This is a genomic window from Enterococcus sp. R12, from assembly GCF_058135755.1.
The window spans coordinates 353,711-369,103 of sequence record NZ_CM176874.1 but is presented as its reverse complement, the minus strand read 5'-3'; the positions used below and the strand labels follow the sequence as shown (position 1 = coordinate 369,103).

Annotated in this window: 17 protein-coding genes and 1 riboswitch; of the genes, 6 read left to right on the top strand and 11 right to left on the bottom strand. The window is 43.4% G+C overall.

The genetic code is table 11. The annotated features are described in order from the left end of the window. Nucleotides 1-113: 113 nt before the first annotated feature. From ACTW1R_RS01765 to ACTW1R_RS01740, 6 genes are all read left to right on the top strand, one after another. Nucleotides 114-416 carry a hypothetical protein gene (locus tag ACTW1R_RS01765; RefSeq protein WP_005227198.1) on the top strand — a complete coding sequence of 101 codons (303 nt, stop codon included), beginning with the start codon at nt 114-116 and terminating at the stop codon, nt 414-416. A 147-nt stretch (nt 417-563) separates the two neighbouring features. Continuing rightward, a riboswitch (Lysine riboswitch) is annotated at nt 564-737 on the top strand. 115 nt (nt 738-852) lie between these two features. After that, nucleotides 853-2,442, top strand: a complete 1,590-nt coding sequence (locus tag ACTW1R_RS01760; RefSeq protein ID WP_087626810.1) for an ABC transporter permease subunit — start codon at nt 853-855, stop codon at nt 2,440-2,442. 11 nt (nt 2,443-2,453) lie between these two features. After that, nucleotides 2,454-3,188: an amino acid ABC transporter ATP-binding protein gene (locus ACTW1R_RS01755; protein ID WP_005227196.1), complete on the top strand. Its 735-nt coding sequence runs from the start codon at nt 2,454-2,456 to the stop codon at nt 3,186-3,188. Nucleotides 3,189-3,392: 204 nt separating this feature from the next. After that, nucleotides 3,393-4,745, top strand: a complete 1,353-nt coding sequence (gene brnQ, locus ACTW1R_RS01750; RefSeq protein ID WP_086338985.1) for a branched-chain amino acid transport system II carrier protein — start codon at nt 3,393-3,395, stop codon at nt 4,743-4,745. Between the two features lie 118 nt (nt 4,746-4,863). Further along, the gene (locus ACTW1R_RS01745; RefSeq protein ID WP_005227194.1) at nt 4,864-6,369 is read left to right on the top strand and encodes a helix-turn-helix domain-containing protein; all 1,506 of its coding nucleotides are present in this window, start codon (nt 4,864-4,866) and stop codon (nt 6,367-6,369) included. A gap of 360 nt (nt 6,370-6,729) precedes the next feature. Further along, nucleotides 6,730-7,089: an iron chaperone gene (locus tag ACTW1R_RS01740; RefSeq protein ID WP_087626808.1), complete on the top strand. Its 360-nt coding sequence runs from the start codon at nt 6,730-6,732 to the stop codon at nt 7,087-7,089. A 63-nt stretch (nt 7,090-7,152) separates the two neighbouring features. On the opposite strand, the gene ACTW1R_RS01735 is transcribed toward ACTW1R_RS01740, so the two are convergent. The 11 genes from ACTW1R_RS01735 to ACTW1R_RS01685 all read right to left on the bottom strand — a co-directional run bounded on the left by ACTW1R_RS01735 (nt 7,153) and on the right by ACTW1R_RS01685 (nt 15,381). After that, nucleotides 7,153-7,506, bottom strand: coding sequence for a hypothetical protein (locus ACTW1R_RS01735; protein ID WP_005227192.1), 354 nt, complete (start codon nt 7,504-7,506; stop codon nt 7,153-7,155). Between the two features lie 108 nt (nt 7,507-7,614). Further along, entirely contained in the window at nt 7,615-8,073 is a 459-nt protein-coding gene (locus ACTW1R_RS01730; RefSeq protein WP_005227191.1) for a low molecular weight protein-tyrosine-phosphatase, read from the bottom strand. 3 nt (nt 8,074-8,076) lie between these two features. Continuing rightward, nucleotides 8,077-8,646, bottom strand: a complete 570-nt coding sequence (locus ACTW1R_RS01725; RefSeq protein ID WP_005227190.1) for a TetR/AcrR family transcriptional regulator — start codon at nt 8,644-8,646, stop codon at nt 8,077-8,079. Between the two features lie 208 nt (nt 8,647-8,854). Then, nucleotides 8,855-10,315 (bottom strand): helix-turn-helix domain-containing protein, encoded by a 1,461-nt coding sequence (locus ACTW1R_RS01720; RefSeq protein ID WP_010748665.1) that lies wholly within the window; start codon nt 10,313-10,315, stop codon nt 8,855-8,857. Continuing rightward, nucleotides 10,293-10,784, bottom strand: coding sequence for a hypothetical protein (locus tag ACTW1R_RS01715; RefSeq protein WP_015508844.1), 492 nt, complete (start codon nt 10,782-10,784; stop codon nt 10,293-10,295). Before ACTW1R_RS01715 ends, ACTW1R_RS01720 begins: the two co-directional genes overlap by 23 nt. A gap of 44 nt (nt 10,785-10,828) precedes the next feature. Further along, entirely contained in the window at nt 10,829-11,629 is an 801-nt protein-coding gene (locus ACTW1R_RS01710; RefSeq protein ID WP_087628152.1) for a class A sortase, read from the bottom strand. Further along, nucleotides 11,619-12,701: a WxLIP family cell surface protein gene (locus ACTW1R_RS01705; protein WP_087626807.1), complete on the bottom strand. Its 1,083-nt coding sequence runs from the start codon at nt 12,699-12,701 to the stop codon at nt 11,619-11,621. The genes ACTW1R_RS01710 and ACTW1R_RS01705 overlap by 11 nt, the downstream gene beginning before the upstream one ends. Before the next feature lie 67 nt (nt 12,702-12,768). After that, nucleotides 12,769-13,509 carry a WxL domain-containing protein gene (locus tag ACTW1R_RS01700; RefSeq protein WP_060792398.1) on the bottom strand — a complete coding sequence of 247 codons (741 nt, stop codon included), beginning with the start codon at nt 13,507-13,509 and terminating at the stop codon, nt 12,769-12,771. An 11-nt stretch (nt 13,510-13,520) separates the two neighbouring features. Further along, nucleotides 13,521-14,321 (bottom strand): WxL domain-containing protein, encoded by an 801-nt coding sequence (locus ACTW1R_RS01695; protein WP_015508841.1) that lies wholly within the window; start codon nt 14,319-14,321, stop codon nt 13,521-13,523. A gap of 45 nt (nt 14,322-14,366) precedes the next feature. Next, nucleotides 14,367-15,080, bottom strand: coding sequence for a WxL domain-containing protein (locus ACTW1R_RS01690; protein ID WP_221889157.1), 714 nt, complete (start codon nt 15,078-15,080; stop codon nt 14,367-14,369). Continuing rightward, nucleotides 15,013-15,381 (bottom strand): LPXTG cell wall anchor domain-containing protein, encoded by a 369-nt coding sequence (locus ACTW1R_RS01685; protein WP_010748658.1) that lies wholly within the window; start codon nt 15,379-15,381, stop codon nt 15,013-15,015. The genes ACTW1R_RS01690 and ACTW1R_RS01685 overlap by 68 nt, the downstream gene beginning before the upstream one ends. Between the last annotated feature and the right edge of the window lie 12 nt (nt 15,382-15,393).

The following is a 15,393-nucleotide window of genomic DNA, read 5'->3' as shown; positions in this document are numbered from 1 at the left end:
TTTCATTACTGCTTTTGCGCTTTGTTTTTTGCCTCACAAAGAAAGAGATTCCTTCATGACAAGGAACAAAAAACGTGGTAAACTAGTCACGAATCAAAGTGAGGTGAAATACATTGGTAGCAGCTATTATTTATTGGGCAATGATCATTATCAGTTTCGGTTGGTTGGCAGTCAGCTTATATTTCTCTATCTTCTATTTAGCACGTAAAGAAAATGGCAATTTATGGGCATTCGGCTTTTTAAATGTCATCACTGCAATCATTCAAGCCATCGTCCTTGTGGTTTACCGTACCTTAGGACAAGATTGGGGCGTTACACAATACTCAAGCCTCATCTATCTAGCACTTGGCTTATTGCTTGGCTTGACAGTCATCCAAGCTGTTTTAGGCCGTGAACCAAAAGCGAAAGTCGCTTAAGGGTTCCAATAGACACTCGTAAAAACGATCCGCTTTCTCTTTGATAAAAATAGGGAAATGGTCGTTTTTTTGTTAAAAAGAATTGACATTTGGGTGCTTTTCTTCTAAACTCTGAGAAGAATCAAATTAAATACGAGTACCCTTTAACATTTAGGTAGAGGTCGCGAGGTTCATTAATCCTGCTGAGTGAAGCAACACGTTTACAGCAGAGCTAGGGAACATCGCCGAAACAAGATCGGTTTTGCTTGCATCGATTTTGTTGGGCCGCAAATGAACAATTTGCGGACTGTCTTAGCTTGTCTAAGTTGCGCTATGTTTTGTGAAAGGTTTGTCGACGATGACCTGTCAACAGCCGTTTTCCAATCATGGAGTACGGCTGTTTTTTTGCTTTTTCATCCTTACCTGCTTGTCCAACTCGTGAAAGGAAAGAGATAAAATGAAAAAAAATAATTGGATCTGGGCGGTCTTCGCCCTCTGTCTAACCCTCATTCAGCTGCCCCTAACCGTGCAAGCGGATGACCAAACGCCTGCGGAACAATTCCGTGTCGGTATGGAGGCAGGCTATGCCCCCTTCAACTGGACGCAAACGACGGACACCAATGGTGCCGTGCCGATTTCTGGGGAAGAAGGCTCTGCGTTTGCCGGCGGTTACGATGTCCAGATCGCCAAACGAATCGCTGAAGGTTTAGGCAAGGAATTAGTGATCGTTAAAACCCAATGGGACGGTCTGCCGCCAGCTTTACAGGCGGGGACTATCGATGCCGTCATCGCTGGTATGTCACCAACGGCCGAACGCCGCGAGCAAATTGATTTTACCGATCCTTACTATGAATCCGACTTGGTGGTCGTAGTACGTAAAGATGGGGCATTCGCCGATGCCAAAAGCCTCGCCGATCTTTCGGGGGCAAAAATCACTGCTCAGCTGAATACCTTCCATTATACGGTCATTGATCAAATCCCTGAGGTCCAAAAAGAACAAGCCATGCGGGACTTCTCCTCCATGCGCGTTGCTTTAGCTTCGGGCATCATTGACGGCTACGTCAGCGAACGACCAGAAGGCGTCACTGCCGTCGGGGCAAATCCTGATCTGAAGATGGTCGAGTTCGATGAAGGGGCTGGTTTTGAAACCAATCCAGAAGACGTCCAAGTAGCAGTCGGGATGCGCAAAGGCGATCCCGATGTTGAAAAAGTCAATGAGATCCTTGCAGGAATCTCTGAAGAAGAACGGGTTTCCCTGATGGATCAAGCAGTCTTAGATCAGCCTGCAGATGCCAGCGGAGAAACGGCGGATCAAGGCCTGATCGCTGATTTCAAAAAAATCATTGATGATTACGGCATGCTCTTTTTACGAGGCGCTGGCTTGACCTTATTCATCGCGATCCTTTCAACGATCATCGGATTGATCATCGGTCTTTTAGTCGGTATCTTTCGGACATTGCCGCTTTCAGAAAATCCAGTAGGACGTTTCTTCCAACGAATCGTCAACGGCCTGCTGACCATCTATATCGAAGTTTTCCGCGGTACCCCAATGATGGTTCAGGCAATGGTTATTTTCTACGGAACGGCTCTAGCCTTTGGTGTCTCCATGAATCGCACGCTGGCAGCCGTGCTGATCGTTTCTATCAATACGGGTGCCTACATGTCTGAAATCGTTCGTGGAGGGATTTTTGCTGTAGATGACGGTCAATTTGAAGCAGCTCAAGCCATCGGAATGACCCATTGGCAAACCATGATCAAAGTCGTGTTGCCGCAAGTAATGCGCAATATTTTACCGGCTACCGGAAATGAGATCATTATCAATATCAAAGATACTGCCGTCTTAAGTGTCATCAGTGTTGCGGACCTCTTCTTCCAAGGTACATCAGCTGCTGGAACGAACTTCCAATACTTCCAAACATTTGCGATCATCGGTGTGATCTACTTAGTCTTGACCATCAGTGCCACCCAGATCTTGCGCTTTGTTGAACGCAAAATGGACGGTCCCAGTGCGTATGTCAAATTAGAAGACATCAACCCGAACGAATAAGGAGGAAGAACATGTCAGCAATCATTGAAATTGACCATTTAAAAAAGAGTTTTGGCGACAACGAAGTCTTAAAAGACATCAGTTTGTCTGTTAATAAAGGAGAAGTTGTCACGATCATCGGTTCTTCTGGTTCAGGAAAATCCACACTTCTTCGCTGCATCAACTTGTTAGAAAAACCAACCAGTGGGCAAATCATCTACTTAGGTGAAAATGTGCTGGAAAAAGGCTACGACTTGCCGAAATACCGTACGCATCTAGGAATGGTTTTCCAATCCTTTAACCTATTCAACAATATGAATGTATTAGAAAACTGCGTGACGGGACAAGTCACTGTTTTGAAACGTGATCGCAAAGAAGCAGAAGCGACTGCCAAAGAAAATCTAGAGCAAGTCGGTATGGCTCAATATGCCAACGCCAAGCCTTCCCAGCTTTCAGGCGGACAAAAACAACGGGTAGCCATTGCCCGTGCCTTATCGATGAATCCAGATGTCATGTTGTTTGATGAGCCGACTTCTGCACTGGATCCAGAAATGGTCGGTGAAGTGTTGAAGACCATGAATACGTTAGCTCATACTGGCTTGACGATGGTGATCGTTACCCACGAAATGGGCTTTGCCAAAGAAGTGTCTGATCGGGTCATCTTTATGGATCAAGGTGTCATTGCCGAACAAGGGACTCCTGAAGATATCTTTATTCATCCAAAAGAACAGCGCACCAAAGAATTCCTTTCCCGTGTGTTGAATTAATTTTCTGTCTTGAAACACTTAGCGGTCTTCTTCCGAGCTTTTTCGTCCTTTTTAAGTACGCTTGGAAGAATTCAATGCTAAGTGTTTTTTTATTCTCTAAACGACAATTGTCAGAATTTATCAAAAAATCACAAAAAACCATTGCTATTTGTTAGAAACTTTGTTATTTTTTTTAAAACTAAGGAATTATAGGAGCTTTCATTTATGGAAAAAAAGTTACAGTTTAAGGATTATATGTATGTTGGATCAATGCTTTTCGGTCTTTTCTTTGGTGCCGGAAATCTAATCTTCCCAGTTCACATGGGACAAGAAGCTGGTGCGAATGTCGGTTTAGCCAACCTTGGCTTTTTAGTAACGGGAATCGGCTTGCCGTTTTTAGGGGTCATTGCTATTGGCGTTTCCCAAAGCAGCGGTGTTTTTGAATTAGCTTCTCGAATCAATCGACGCTACGCACTTATTTTTACGATTTTGCTTTATTTAGTGATCGGGCCGTTCTTTGCTTTGCCCCGTTTGGCTACCACTTCTTATGAGATCGGGATCGCTCCCCATGTTTCATCTGACATGCAAACTTGGTTATTGGCGTTGTTTTCTGCCCTCTTCTTTGGCGCTGCCTGGTGGTTTTCTCGTAAACCAAGCAAAATCTTAGATTATGTAGGGAAATTTTTGAATCCATTATTTCTGGTCTTACTAGGCGTTTTGCTGTTTTTTGCTTTTTGGCAACCTCTAGGAACCATCAGCGATGCGCCGATCTATCCTAGCTATCAAAGCGATGCTTTCTTTACTGGTTTCACCAACGGTTACAATACCCTTGATGCGCTGGCATCTTTAGCCTTCGGGATCATCATCGTCTCGACGATTCGCAATATGGGGGTTGAAAAACCTACGACGGTCGCAAAAGATACGATCCTTTCTGGTTCTGTCAGCATCGTGTTGATGGGGATCATCTATACCTTACTTTCTTATATGGGAACCAAAAGTCTAGGGCAATTTCCTATCAGCGAAAACGGGGGGATCGCTTTAGCACAAATCGCCAACCATTACCTTGGCACTGTCGGCAGTCTGCTGTTAGCTTTGATCGTTATCTCCGCTTGTTTAAAAACTGCCATTGGTTTGATCACGGCTTTTTCCGAAACCTTTGCTGGATTGTTTCCCAAGCAAAGCTACGGGTTCTTTATCGCTTTGACAAGTATCTTGCCAGCGATCTTCGCCAATGTCGGCTTGACCAATATCATCGAGTTTTCTATTCCAGTCTTGATGTTTATCTATCCACTGGCGATCACGTTGATTTTGTTGGCGATTATCAGTCCCTTGTTTCATCATCGTGCCAGTGTCTATCGAATGACGACATACTTCACATTGATCGCTGCAATCATCGACGGTTTAAATGCAAGTCCTGCACTGATTACCAACAACGCTTTCGTGCAAGGAATCTTGTCTTTTGCGTCAGAATATCTGCCCTTCTTCCAAATCGGGATGGGGTGGGTCGTACCGGCTGCGATCGGATTTTTGATCGGTTTGCTATGGTCGTGGTTCAAAAAAGACCCTGTTTCAGCCTAAATTAGTTAAAAAGATGAAAATAACCTACCTTTTTTTAAAGGGTAGGCTATTTTTTTGATTAAAAAGACTGACAGTTTCGTAAAAAAAAGATACAATAGAGCCACAAAGGAGGATACCTATGTTTTATGAAGAACTTATGATGGACCCGCAAACATTAATTAAATTTAAAATATTCCGGCGTATGCTGACTCTGCAAAACCCTAGCCACCCAATCGCACAATTGGCAAAGGAAATGGAGTTAAGCTACCAACAAGCTTTTATAGAGTTGACTGAGATCGACCAAGATCTAACTGAGTTAACTCCGGATCATATGTCGATACTCGGTCGTGGCGGTAAATTACAGCCTCAGAATATCGCGGTAACGATCGATGAATACCGCTTCTATTTATTGAATAAAAGCGTTCCGTTCTTATATGTTCTTTACATGCTGAATGAAGACCATCCTACGATCACGGATTTTTGTGCAAAATACGATGTCAGTCGTTCAACGGTGTCTCGCAAATTTGAACATCTAAAAAAACATTTGAAGCAATTTCAGCTTCGCTTTACGTACACTGAATCAAACTTGGTGGGCGATGAGCGTCTTGTGCGGCTCTCCCTATTCAATATCATTTGGTTAGGTACTCGTGGAATAGAATGGCCATTTGCGATCGCTGAGAGTGAGACAGAAAAAATGGTGGATCGATTCACGGAGTACTTCCCAATGACTCATTCTTATCTTGGCCGATTAGAGTTGAAGTATTTCGCCGCCTTGATTCTTTTACGAATCAAAAAAGGAAATTTTGCCAAATACGACAAGCGGTACAATTTCCTAATGAAAAATAATCCATATTTCGATTTTGAGCGTTTGACACAAGTCGTTGATCCTGAAGTTTCAATGACAGACAAACAATTAAAAGGCGAATCAGGGTTTATTTACTTGATGGCGCAAATCTTCCCATTCTATTTGAGTCCTGAAGAAGAAGCGTTGCAACAAACCTTGCAATTCTTTTCAAGCAAACAAAACCCAGTTTATCCATTAGTCGCAGACTTGTTAGCAGAGATGAAAGCAACCTTCTTTGCTTCACAACCTGGCCTGTTAGATGAGCCATTGGTCGTGGGCAATTTAATCAATGTGACTTTCGGCAACTACGTTTTCCGTCAGCCGTTTCCAAATATCTATCGCTTGCTGACGCCATCGATCAATCGCGGGTCTGCTGAAGAGCAGCTGCAGCAAAAAATCGATGAATTCTTAACGAGTTATCGCGAAGAATCCGCGGTGGACTATATCAACGATGAAAACCAAGAGCAGATGGCAACGATGTATACCCACGCCCTGCTGCCGTTTTATGATCAAATCCGTTATTCGAATCGTTTACGGGTAGGGGTTGCGTTAGAAGACAATTTCTTAGTCGTTCAAGGATTGAATCAATTCTTACATGACTTGACCTTCGTAGCAGCAGAACCTTATGATCTAAACCAGCAAGAAAACTATGATGTCATCGTTAGTTCCAATCAGTTGATGAAAAAACTCAAACCAGAAAAAATGAGTTATATTTGGGATTATGCGGCAGATGATCGGCAATACATTGATTTGTATCGTACCTTGAAAAACCGTTTTGATGAAAAGAACCTTTCTCTGTAATCAAACCGTTACGGTTTCTTAAGAACTTCCGAAAAGATTTGTCACAAAATATTCATATTTATCTCGTATACTCTATGTATACCAACAAACAACCCTAACTAACACTTTTTCATTTTTAACTCCTTCCCGTCGGCCACCCACCGACGGGTCTTTTTTTGCTTCTTTTCGCAGCCAGCAAACTTAAACACTTTCCAATCTTTTCTCCACAAAAAATTCATATTTGAACAGTATAGTATACATAACCCAACAAACAACCCTAACTAACACTTTTCATTTTTACTCCTTGCCTGTCAGCTACCCACTGACAGGCTCCTTTTTTTCTTACGGGGTTTGCCGTATACTAAAGCCAGGAGGTGTCCTATGACAAAAGCCATTACGACAGTTGACCAATACATTGCAGCAGCTCCAGCAGAACGACAAGCGACTTTAAAAAAGGTCCGTCAAACCATCAAAGCCGTTTTACCTGAAGCGTTTGAAAAAATCAGTTATCAAATGCCTACCTATCATCAGGGAGAAACTATCGTGCATTTTGCCTGCGCCAAACAGCATCTTGGCTTTTATCCCACGCCTTCTGCGATCACGGCCTTCCAAGAAGACCTACAACCCTACAAAACCAGTAAAGGGGCGGTTCAGTTTCCTTTTGCACAGCCGATCCCTTACGAACTGATCGCTGTGATGACCGCTTGGCGACTCGCAGAAGTCAAAAACAAGCACGCTTAACCAGCAATAAAAAAACCGCTGTGTCTAATGACGCAGCGGTTTTTTTGCTATGCACAGGCTTGTCTACAAGCCAGGTTTTGTATTCAAGGTGCTAACTTTTAGCACATGATGCAGGGGAATAATCCGCAGCTGCTGGCGGTCGCTTTGTAATTTCAAGACAACTTGTTCTTTTGCTACCGTTTTGCCGACGATCCAGCCGGTAACGGTTTCAAAACCACCCAATTTCTCTGTTTTTACTTGCAGCACGACCAGGTGCTTGGCAGCGGCTGCCTCTTGCAGCGTTCGCTGGATTTCTTTGACTTTTTCAGACTGATTCTTCTTGTCAGCATCATCACTGAAAAAGGTATCCAGCAACGTTGTGGATGTCATCACAATGAGTTTGCCCAATTGTTTGATGGGCGATGGTTTCTTTTCCATTGGACATTCCTTTCTGCGCGTTGCAGCAGTTTATAAAAACCACACATACGTTCGCATTTCCATGGTTCTATTTTAGCAAATTTTTGGTAAAATACAAGCGAACACGCCTTATTTTTCAGAAGAAATAACCTCTAGCCAAAAAGGAATTCCTTCTTGCAGCAGTTGATAGGTCTCTTCGAAATCTCCTGTATAATAAGGATCTGGTACTTCCGCGTTTTCTTTACCAGGAACAACACTCAAATACGAACGAATCTTTGCGTTGGTATCGGCAGGTGCCAGCGCTTGAAGTGTTTCAACATTGCTTTGATCCATACCGATGATCCAGTCAAATTTGGCAAAGTCTGCTTCCGTGATCTGCCGTGAAATGAGTCCCTCGCTCGATAAGTCTGCTTGACGCAATCTTTTTTTGGTTCCGGGATGAGCAGAATGTCCGACTTCCCATGAGCTGGTCGCTGCCGAATCGATCTGCCAATCCAAATTGCGTTTTGCTATTTCTGCTTTATAAATAGCTTCTGCCATGGGGGAACGGCAAATATTACCTAAACAAACAAATAAAACTTTCGTCATCGCTCACTGCTCCTCTTTTTCATAGATTTGGTGGCCAAAAAATTCCACATCCTTCGCCAAACGAAACAATTGCGTTGCAATCTCTAAAGGGGTCTCTGGAAAGTCGTTGTGAATCCAATTTTCCAAAATGCCTCCGCAGCCGTAGGAAAAGAACCGGCTATAAAATAGAATGTCTTGTTTCGTCAATTGCTGCTCTTGATCGACCTCCAAGAACAAGCGCTGAAAAAGCGGTTCTGTGATCTGTAGAAATCCGTTCATTAAGATTTCGCGGTCATAAGCCAGTGATTTGCGGTAAAAGGCCGGCGCTTGTTTCATTGCTTTCAGCATGCGCAAGGCGGCTTCTTCCCAGTTATCAAGGGAGACATCTTCTGTCGTCAAAAAAATCAGGGCATCTTGCCGATAGATCCATTGGATCAAAGCTTTTTTATCAGGAAAATGGTAGTAAAACGTCTGCCGATTGACTTGCGCCTTTTCGGCGATCTCCTGTACGCTGATTTTATTCACTTCTTTGGTCTCACAAAGGGTAATCAATGTCTGGCCAATCACAGCCTTCGTTTGTTTCCCATCCATCATAGGGCACCTCTTTTTCTTCTCTTTCTATCATACCAAATTTTCCTGCAAAAAAAAATCCTATCAAATGGTCCTTTTTCACAGACCTTCCCCGAAACCTTCATCAGAGCAATAGATTCCTGGGCGCTTTTTAAATAGGACAGGTTTCTACAAAAAACGCCTGCCTCCATTTGAGGCAGACGTTGCTTTCGATAGTTAAACGGCAGGTTGCTCATTGTGCCATTTTGGTTTGAAACTGTTCTCTTCGAATCACACTGACTTTTTCAGTGAAATTGGCCCAGTCGATGGGTCTAGGTGGTGCCAGCCATAAGATATGGTCGATCCCCAATGCACCATAAAAGGGTAAGTTTGAAAGAATCAGATGCGTATGATCATCTGGGTAACTTTGGAATTGGACATTCAAATCGAGGATTTTTTCGATATTCTTTTGGATCATCTGATTGTAGGAATCGCCAAATGAAAAGTCCACGCAGACATACAAGGGAACCAAAATCTCTTTTAGCGGAATCGTGGAAATCAACAGAATCAGATACCTGAAAAACAAAAACTCTTTATTGTTCCATAAGATCGGCCGGTTGCGGCTTTCTTCCAGATAGTTACGGCAAAAGGCAGCATATTCTGGATAGGTTTCAAGAAAATACGTCACATCCATATATTGGTATTCATAGCGAGAACTAAAGGAAAACGACAAAAGCTGATAATGGATCGTTGTCGTTTCAGCATGAAGAAGTGCCAACGTATCTGCGGTTAAGGAAAACTGCTGTTGGACGGCTTGAATAAAATGCTCGTTTAATTGTTGGATATAGGTTTGTTCTTGATCGATGTAGCTATTGTTGTCGATCAGCCAGCCCTCAACGATCAAAAAGCGCAAAATATCTCGAGCTTCACGCTCTAGCACTTCTTGATCGGTGATCGTCAAAATCTCCTGCAGCCAGCGTTTCAATTCCTCAATGATCACGAGATGTTTGGGCAAGACTAAATCATTTTCCACGCTGTTTTGCAGGTAATGACCATTCGTCATCCGTGCCAAAACGATTCCTAGATAATGTTTCTTGCGAATCCGCATGCGAGCAGACTGTTCTGGTTTAAGCCAGGTGCTTTCATTAAAACGATCAAAGGTCTTTTCTTTCTCCAAGATTTCTTTTGGAAAAGGGGAATGATTCAGATAGTATTCCTTCATAAAAAAGAGGAAAATAAATTCCCTGATCTCACTTTCCTCCCCAACCAGCTGAAATTCTTTCGTCACTTCAATATCATATTCTTTCAAGATCAGTTTGAACTGTTTAAATTCTTTATAGACGGGATTATGGCTTAAATAGTGATTGGTGGCAAATTCGTATAAAGAAGACAATTGCTCAAAAAAACATTCTTTCAACATGGAAAATTTCAACGCTTGATCCAAATAATAGGTCAGCAGTGTATCGGAAGTTGCCAGACCCGAGGCATTCAGTTTAATGACCGTCCCATCGGTCACGATCTCAAATTCCTCGTTCAATCCGAGTTCATAAAAATCAAGATTCAATTCTTGAACGGTTTTGTTGATCAAAAATTCCGACATGGTCAATTGATCCATCAATGTTTCCTTCGTTTCCGAAAGAGCGACTGCGTTTTCCAAATATTGCAGCATCACCAGTTTTCGTTTGTCCGCCTTATTCAAAAATGTCACAAACATGCGTTTTCAAGCCTCCATTGTTTTTTTGGCCATAAAGGACGTTTCCTGAAAATAAGTAGCACAAGCTGGCAAGATAAGAAGGCTTATCATCGCCATCACCATCTGTATTATTTCCTGGCAGTGCTAGATCGACGTTCAAACGATCCGGCGCAAAGACATCCTCCAGCATGACTCGTTGGGCAAAATGTTTTTGCTTTTCCAAAAAACTGCTTTCTGACAGTGAGGATCGCTCCGGCTCTTTTTTCGGAACGGTTTCTGGTTCAGGCGCGGGTTGTTCTTTGGATTCTTCCATTTCAGTTGGCGGTTCCTCCACTTTTTCTGGTATTTCTTCTGGTGGGTCCGTGGGGACGATTTCTTCTGAGGGGTCCAGCGGATTATAAATGGTCGCAAAAACGACTTGTTCTGTAACAAGATCGATCATTCCGATAATCATGCACGCACCAATGACAAAGCCAAATCTGCGTTTCATTTTATTCACCCTCCTTATCATCAGCGCATCTTCTGATGATGTTTCTACGACGCTGAACGGTCCAACAACTTATGGGCGCCCAGCAGACATCCACTAATTATAAATAAAATAACAAATAAAAGAAACCAATTTTTCATTGATTGTTGTTTCCATACCGTTTCTTGTTTTTCAACCATCACTTTTTCTGCTTTCGGCGTGCTGATTGTCGCCGCTGGTTTTTGTGGGTGATCGGCAGTTGCCTGCTCAACAGGAATTGCTGTCAGCACGTACCGTTCTTCTGTTCGAGTAGGCGTAGGGCAAGTGATCAAGGTCAATTTTGGTGTCTGTTCTTCCTCTAGCACCGACAAGTCCGACTCGTCTACGATTTTTTTATCCGTGATGATATACTGTTGGCTCTCCTCGAGATAGGTCACTGATACTTCCATCCCCACCTGTGCTTCTAGCAACTGACCAAATAACAAACTTTGTCTGCCAAGATGATGCCCTAAAACGACAAAATTGCTATTTTTCAACGAACGTTCGGGAAACATCACGACGCCGCCTCTCAGCAGCTGTTGATTCGTTAGTCCCACCAACAGCGGCTGCTGGAAATCGATCGCCTCGATTGCGACAAAGCCGTACCCAGTGATCGTTGTCGGCTGAGGCGCCAATACATCTGACAGAGCTGGCATTTGGATCGTTTCTTCTTCTGGGATCGTTGCCGGCAGCTGCGTGGCTATCGTCAATTGCGTGGTGCGTAATTGCCAACTGACGATGCTTTCTTTGAGAAAAGGCAGTGCCAGCAAAAGAATACCTACGATGATCAACCCATCGATCAAGTATTTCTCAAGGTGCTCACGCTTCATCCGTTTCATTTTTTTTCTTTCGTCGGTACCATAAAAGCAGCAGCAAGGCGAGTAGTAGCAACAGTCCGCCGATCAAGAAATAAAGCCATGTGTAATCTGTTTCGATCGTCACATCTTTCTTATTAAGATCACGTGCGACCTCTCCCGTCACTGTAAATTCTTTTTCAAAGGTCCATTTATAGAGATAGCTTTCTTCTTCGCCTTCTTCATTTTCAATTTTGTATTGCCCTTCATCGCTTTTTCCACCATAGGCAACGGAAGTCAACACGTAGGTCCCTGCTTCTAAACGTTGTCCTTCTAAAGAGATTGGGTACGAGAAGTTGGAATTAGGTGCCATTTGCATTCGTGAGGTATCCGAAGAATACAAGACGTCGCTATCACCTTTTTTCTTCACTTCATTGATCAGGCGTAATGAATTCAAGTAAGCTGCTTCAGGATTTTGAAGGGTGACATTGATAGTATTTCGGGCGTTGACTTGACCTGGTCCAACATCCAGCAGTTTTAGATCCGGTGAAACTTCTGTTGTGTTTTGTCGCAGTAAAATCGCAACGACATAGGCATACTCATTCTTGATAGCTAACCCTTGCTCTTCTTCACTGTCAGCAGTATCGTTTTCCTCTGTCGTCTCTTTTAAGGTCAATCCGCCTGCGATGACCCCTTCAAAGGATTCTGAAGGCATGGTGATCTTTAAGGGTAAGGTGATTTGGGATTGTTTGGGGATCGTGATCTCTTCATCCACTTCAATCAAATCAGCCATATCATAAGGCAAGGTTTCGTCCGCTTCGATGTCGTTTTCGCCATATTCCACGACTCCGTTTAAGTTTGTGGTAGCTGAAGCGATCACTGGTGCGATGACGACCTCTTGATCGGTGTCATTACGCAATTGGACTTCAACGGTTTGTACCGCACCCGGCGCCATTTTCAAGTCAAAATAAGTTTTTTCTTTATCGATTTGATTTTCTGGAATTACGGGATTGACGGCAAAGTTAAATTCAGAAGCGGTTCCTATCGTTGGTACAAAAAAGAAAATACTTGCGAATAGGAGCGCCAAAAGCTGGTTGATTTTTTTCATGATGGATGTCCCTTCTTTCTATGTATTCTCCTTAAACCACGAAAGGGTTCAAGGAGAAAGCTGGTACTTATGGGTTTGTTGGTGTGTCTGTCAGTAACCAAGTAAACGTGGTGTTGTATTGGCTGGCATATTTTGTCGTTGAGCCTGGAACTTCCAACTCAATGCTATCCATAGCTGCAGCTAAACTATCGCCCCAGCTCATTAGATAGGTCCCTGCCCCTTCGCCATCTTGGGCACTCATCACTAAGGATTGGGCACCATTTGGATTCAATGTGATCGTTGAACTCACATTTGATGGTTTTGGTGACAAGGAAGGTGTTACTACAGTTCCCTTCGTCAAACGAATTTGCGCGGCGGTCAATTCTTGATCTTCTGCTGTTTTGAACTGACCATTTTGGCGAACATTCAATGTCCAACCGCTCTCTGTTCCCCGATTGTCTGTCACTTGGACAAAATTTGGTCCTTCTTGATTCACATTTGCTGAATCTACGTATTTTTGGGTTTCCGCATGGTAGATCTCTGTTTTTGAGGTGATTTTTTGCGTGCCAAAGTAAAGGCTTGAAGCAAAATCAATCGATAACGGTCCGTTGGTTCCTGGATTTGGTCCATCTGGGTCCGTTGGGTCAACTGGTTTGATCGGATTTTCTGGATCTGGGTCTGTTGGACTGATTGGATTGGTTGGGTCTGTATTTGGTTCAAAAGTGATCTGTCCGTTTGAATTGTATTCTGCGCTGTCCGCTGCTTGTGCCAGCACAGGAGCAGCGAAGCTTAGCCCTAATACTGAGAGAAATGCTAGTGTTTTTTTCATGTCTATACTCCTTATCCTTCCGTTCCTGGTGTATCTGATAATACCCAAGTTAGTGTAGTCGTGTAGCTAACGGCATCTTTTGGTGTGCTGCCGGGTACAGAAAGTGCGACTGCTTTGGTAACATCTGCTTGTACTTCTTGGCCATCCTTATCTATTTCAGTGACCGTCTCAACGCTTCCCCAAGCGTTGACCCATGTTCCAGCCCCCGTTTGATTTGCTGCGGTCATCACCACTGATTCAGCACCTGCTGCATCCAATGTGATCGTCGCTTCTGCCACTGGAGCAGTAACGCCGATCGCATTTGATTTAACAGCAGGACTTGTTAGGGTAATGACAGAACCAGTCAATTCTTGATTCAACGTCGATTCGTTTTTGAATTGCCCATTTTGCTTCACAGACAACCGCCAACCAGCATTACTACCGCGATTATCCGTTACTTGAACATAATTGGCAGTTTTTAATGTAGAAGCTGTGTCATCGTCATTCAAATACCCTTGTGCTCGTGCATAATAGACTTCATTTTTATTGGAGATTTTATTGACACCAAAATCTAAGCTAGAGGCATAATCGATCGATAATGGTCCATTTGTTCCTGGGTTTGGTCCATCTGGATCGGTTGGATCCACAGGATTGACTGGGTTTTCTGGATCTGGATTTTCTGGATTGACTGGGTTCGTCGGATCGGTATTTGGAATAAAATCAACCGCCCCATTTGAGGTGTAAGAAGCCGCTTCAGCTGCTGAAACCTCAGTTGCTGCACTCGCTGCTGCCAATACGGCAAGACTTAAAAAGACCCATGCTGTTTTTTTCATTTCTATTTGACACTCCTTTATCTGTTTTACTGAAAATCAGTGATTTTAATTGCTTTCAGGGACATTCTTTAAATTCCAAGTCAATGTCGTCCGATACTCTTTGGCTAATTTTACGGAACTGCCTGGTACATTTAATTTTACTGCCGTTGACCCTTCCGTTGCATCGTTCCCAAACTTGTAGATCCAAGTCCCCATTCCTTTTCCGACAGGTGCGTTGACCAATGTGATTTCACTATCGGGTACAAAGGTATGACTTGCCGTAACCGTTGGTGCATACTGCATATCGGTGACTGAAGTTGCTGCACCTGAGGCGATCGATAATGAAGCGCCGACTAGCTCTTCGTCATCAGCCGTTTTGAATTGTCCGTTTTGCACAACACTCAATGACCAGCCTTCTTGCGTTCCTCGTTTATCTGTTACTTGCACATAGTTTGGTCCAGCAGCGCCAGCTGTGAACTCTTGCAGCTGTGCGTAATAATCTTTTGTTTCGGAAGTGATCAATTGGTTGCCAAATTGAAAGCTTGAAGCAAAATCGATCGATAATGGTCCAGGCGTTCCAGGGTTTGGTCCATCTGGATCGGTTGGATCGACGGGATCCACTGGTTTTTCTGGATCGGTCGGATCAACTGGATTGGTTGGATTCGGGTCCGCTTCAAAAGTGATTGCTCCATTTGAGGTGTATTCAGCGGCATTAACGGTTGTTGGTAACAGAGCAGTGCTCATCAATAGAATGCCTGCCGTCAAGAAAAGTTTTTTCATTTTTTGTTCTCCTTTTGATTAAAATGATTCCTGCTGCCAACAAAACGACAAGACCACTGCTTTGATAGCTATTAAAGTGATCCGACCCTGTTGCCGGCAGAATGTTGTTGCCTTTTTGATTTACTTGTTTATTCCCTGGCTGTTCTTTTACGGGCTCTTCTGGCTCCTCAACTGGTTCTTCATAGACACCGAAAAAGGAAGTAATGCCATTGCTGTCATAGGCACCTGCTTCGGCTGCTGAAACGAGCTGAGGAAACATTAATAGACAGCCAGCAATAATACCGATCATGATTTTTTTCATTTATTTTCCTGC

Bases quoted from the DNA above. Each gene is read 5' to 3' on its own strand.
- ACTW1R_RS01725 (WP_005227190.1), bottom strand. From the start codon at position 8,646: ATGATGGATGGGAAACAAACGAAGGCTGTGATTGGCCAGACATTGATT.
- ACTW1R_RS01705 (WP_087626807.1), bottom strand. From the start codon at position 12,701: ATGAAAAAAATCAACCAGCTTTTGGCGCTCCTATTCGCAAGTATTTTC.
- ACTW1R_RS01715 (WP_015508844.1), bottom strand. From the start codon at position 10,784: ATGAAACGCAGATTTGGCTTTGTCATTGGTGCGTGCATGATTATCGGA.
- ACTW1R_RS01695 (WP_015508841.1), bottom strand. From the start codon at position 14,321: ATGAAAAAAACAGCATGGGTCTTTTTAAGTCTTGCCGTATTGGCAGCA.
- ACTW1R_RS01735 (WP_005227192.1), bottom strand. From the start codon at position 7,506: ATGGAAAAGAAACCATCGCCCATCAAACAATTGGGCAAACTCATTGTG.
- ACTW1R_RS01730 (WP_005227191.1), bottom strand. From the start codon at position 8,073: ATGACGAAAGTTTTATTTGTTTGTTTAGGTAATATTTGCCGTTCCCCC.
- ACTW1R_RS01700 (WP_060792398.1), bottom strand. From the start codon at position 13,509: ATGAAAAAAACACTAGCATTTCTCTCAGTATTAGGGCTAAGCTTCGCT.
- ACTW1R_RS01685 (WP_010748658.1), bottom strand. From the start codon at position 15,381: ATGAAAAAAATCATGATCGGTATTATTGCTGGCTGTCTATTAATGTTT.
- ACTW1R_RS01710 (WP_087628152.1), bottom strand. From the start codon at position 11,629: ATGAAGCGTGAGCACCTTGAGAAATACTTGATCGATGGGTTGATCATC.
- ACTW1R_RS01760 (WP_087626810.1), top strand. From the start codon at position 853: ATGAAAAAAAATAATTGGATCTGGGCGGTCTTCGCCCTCTGTCTAACC.
- ACTW1R_RS01740 (WP_087626808.1), top strand. From the start codon at position 6,730: ATGACAAAAGCCATTACGACAGTTGACCAATACATTGCAGCAGCTCCA.
- brnQ (WP_086338985.1), top strand. From the start codon at position 3,393: ATGGAAAAAAAGTTACAGTTTAAGGATTATATGTATGTTGGATCAATG.
- ACTW1R_RS01755 (WP_005227196.1), top strand. From the start codon at position 2,454: ATGTCAGCAATCATTGAAATTGACCATTTAAAAAAGAGTTTTGGCGAC.
- ACTW1R_RS01720 (WP_010748665.1), bottom strand. From the start codon at position 10,315: ATGTTTGTGACATTTTTGAATAAGGCGGACAAACGAAAACTGGTGATG.
- ACTW1R_RS01745 (WP_005227194.1), top strand. From the start codon at position 4,864: ATGTTTTATGAAGAACTTATGATGGACCCGCAAACATTAATTAAATTT.
- ACTW1R_RS01690 (WP_221889157.1), bottom strand. From the start codon at position 15,080: ATGAAAAAACTTTTCTTGACGGCAGGCATTCTATTGATGAGCACTGCT.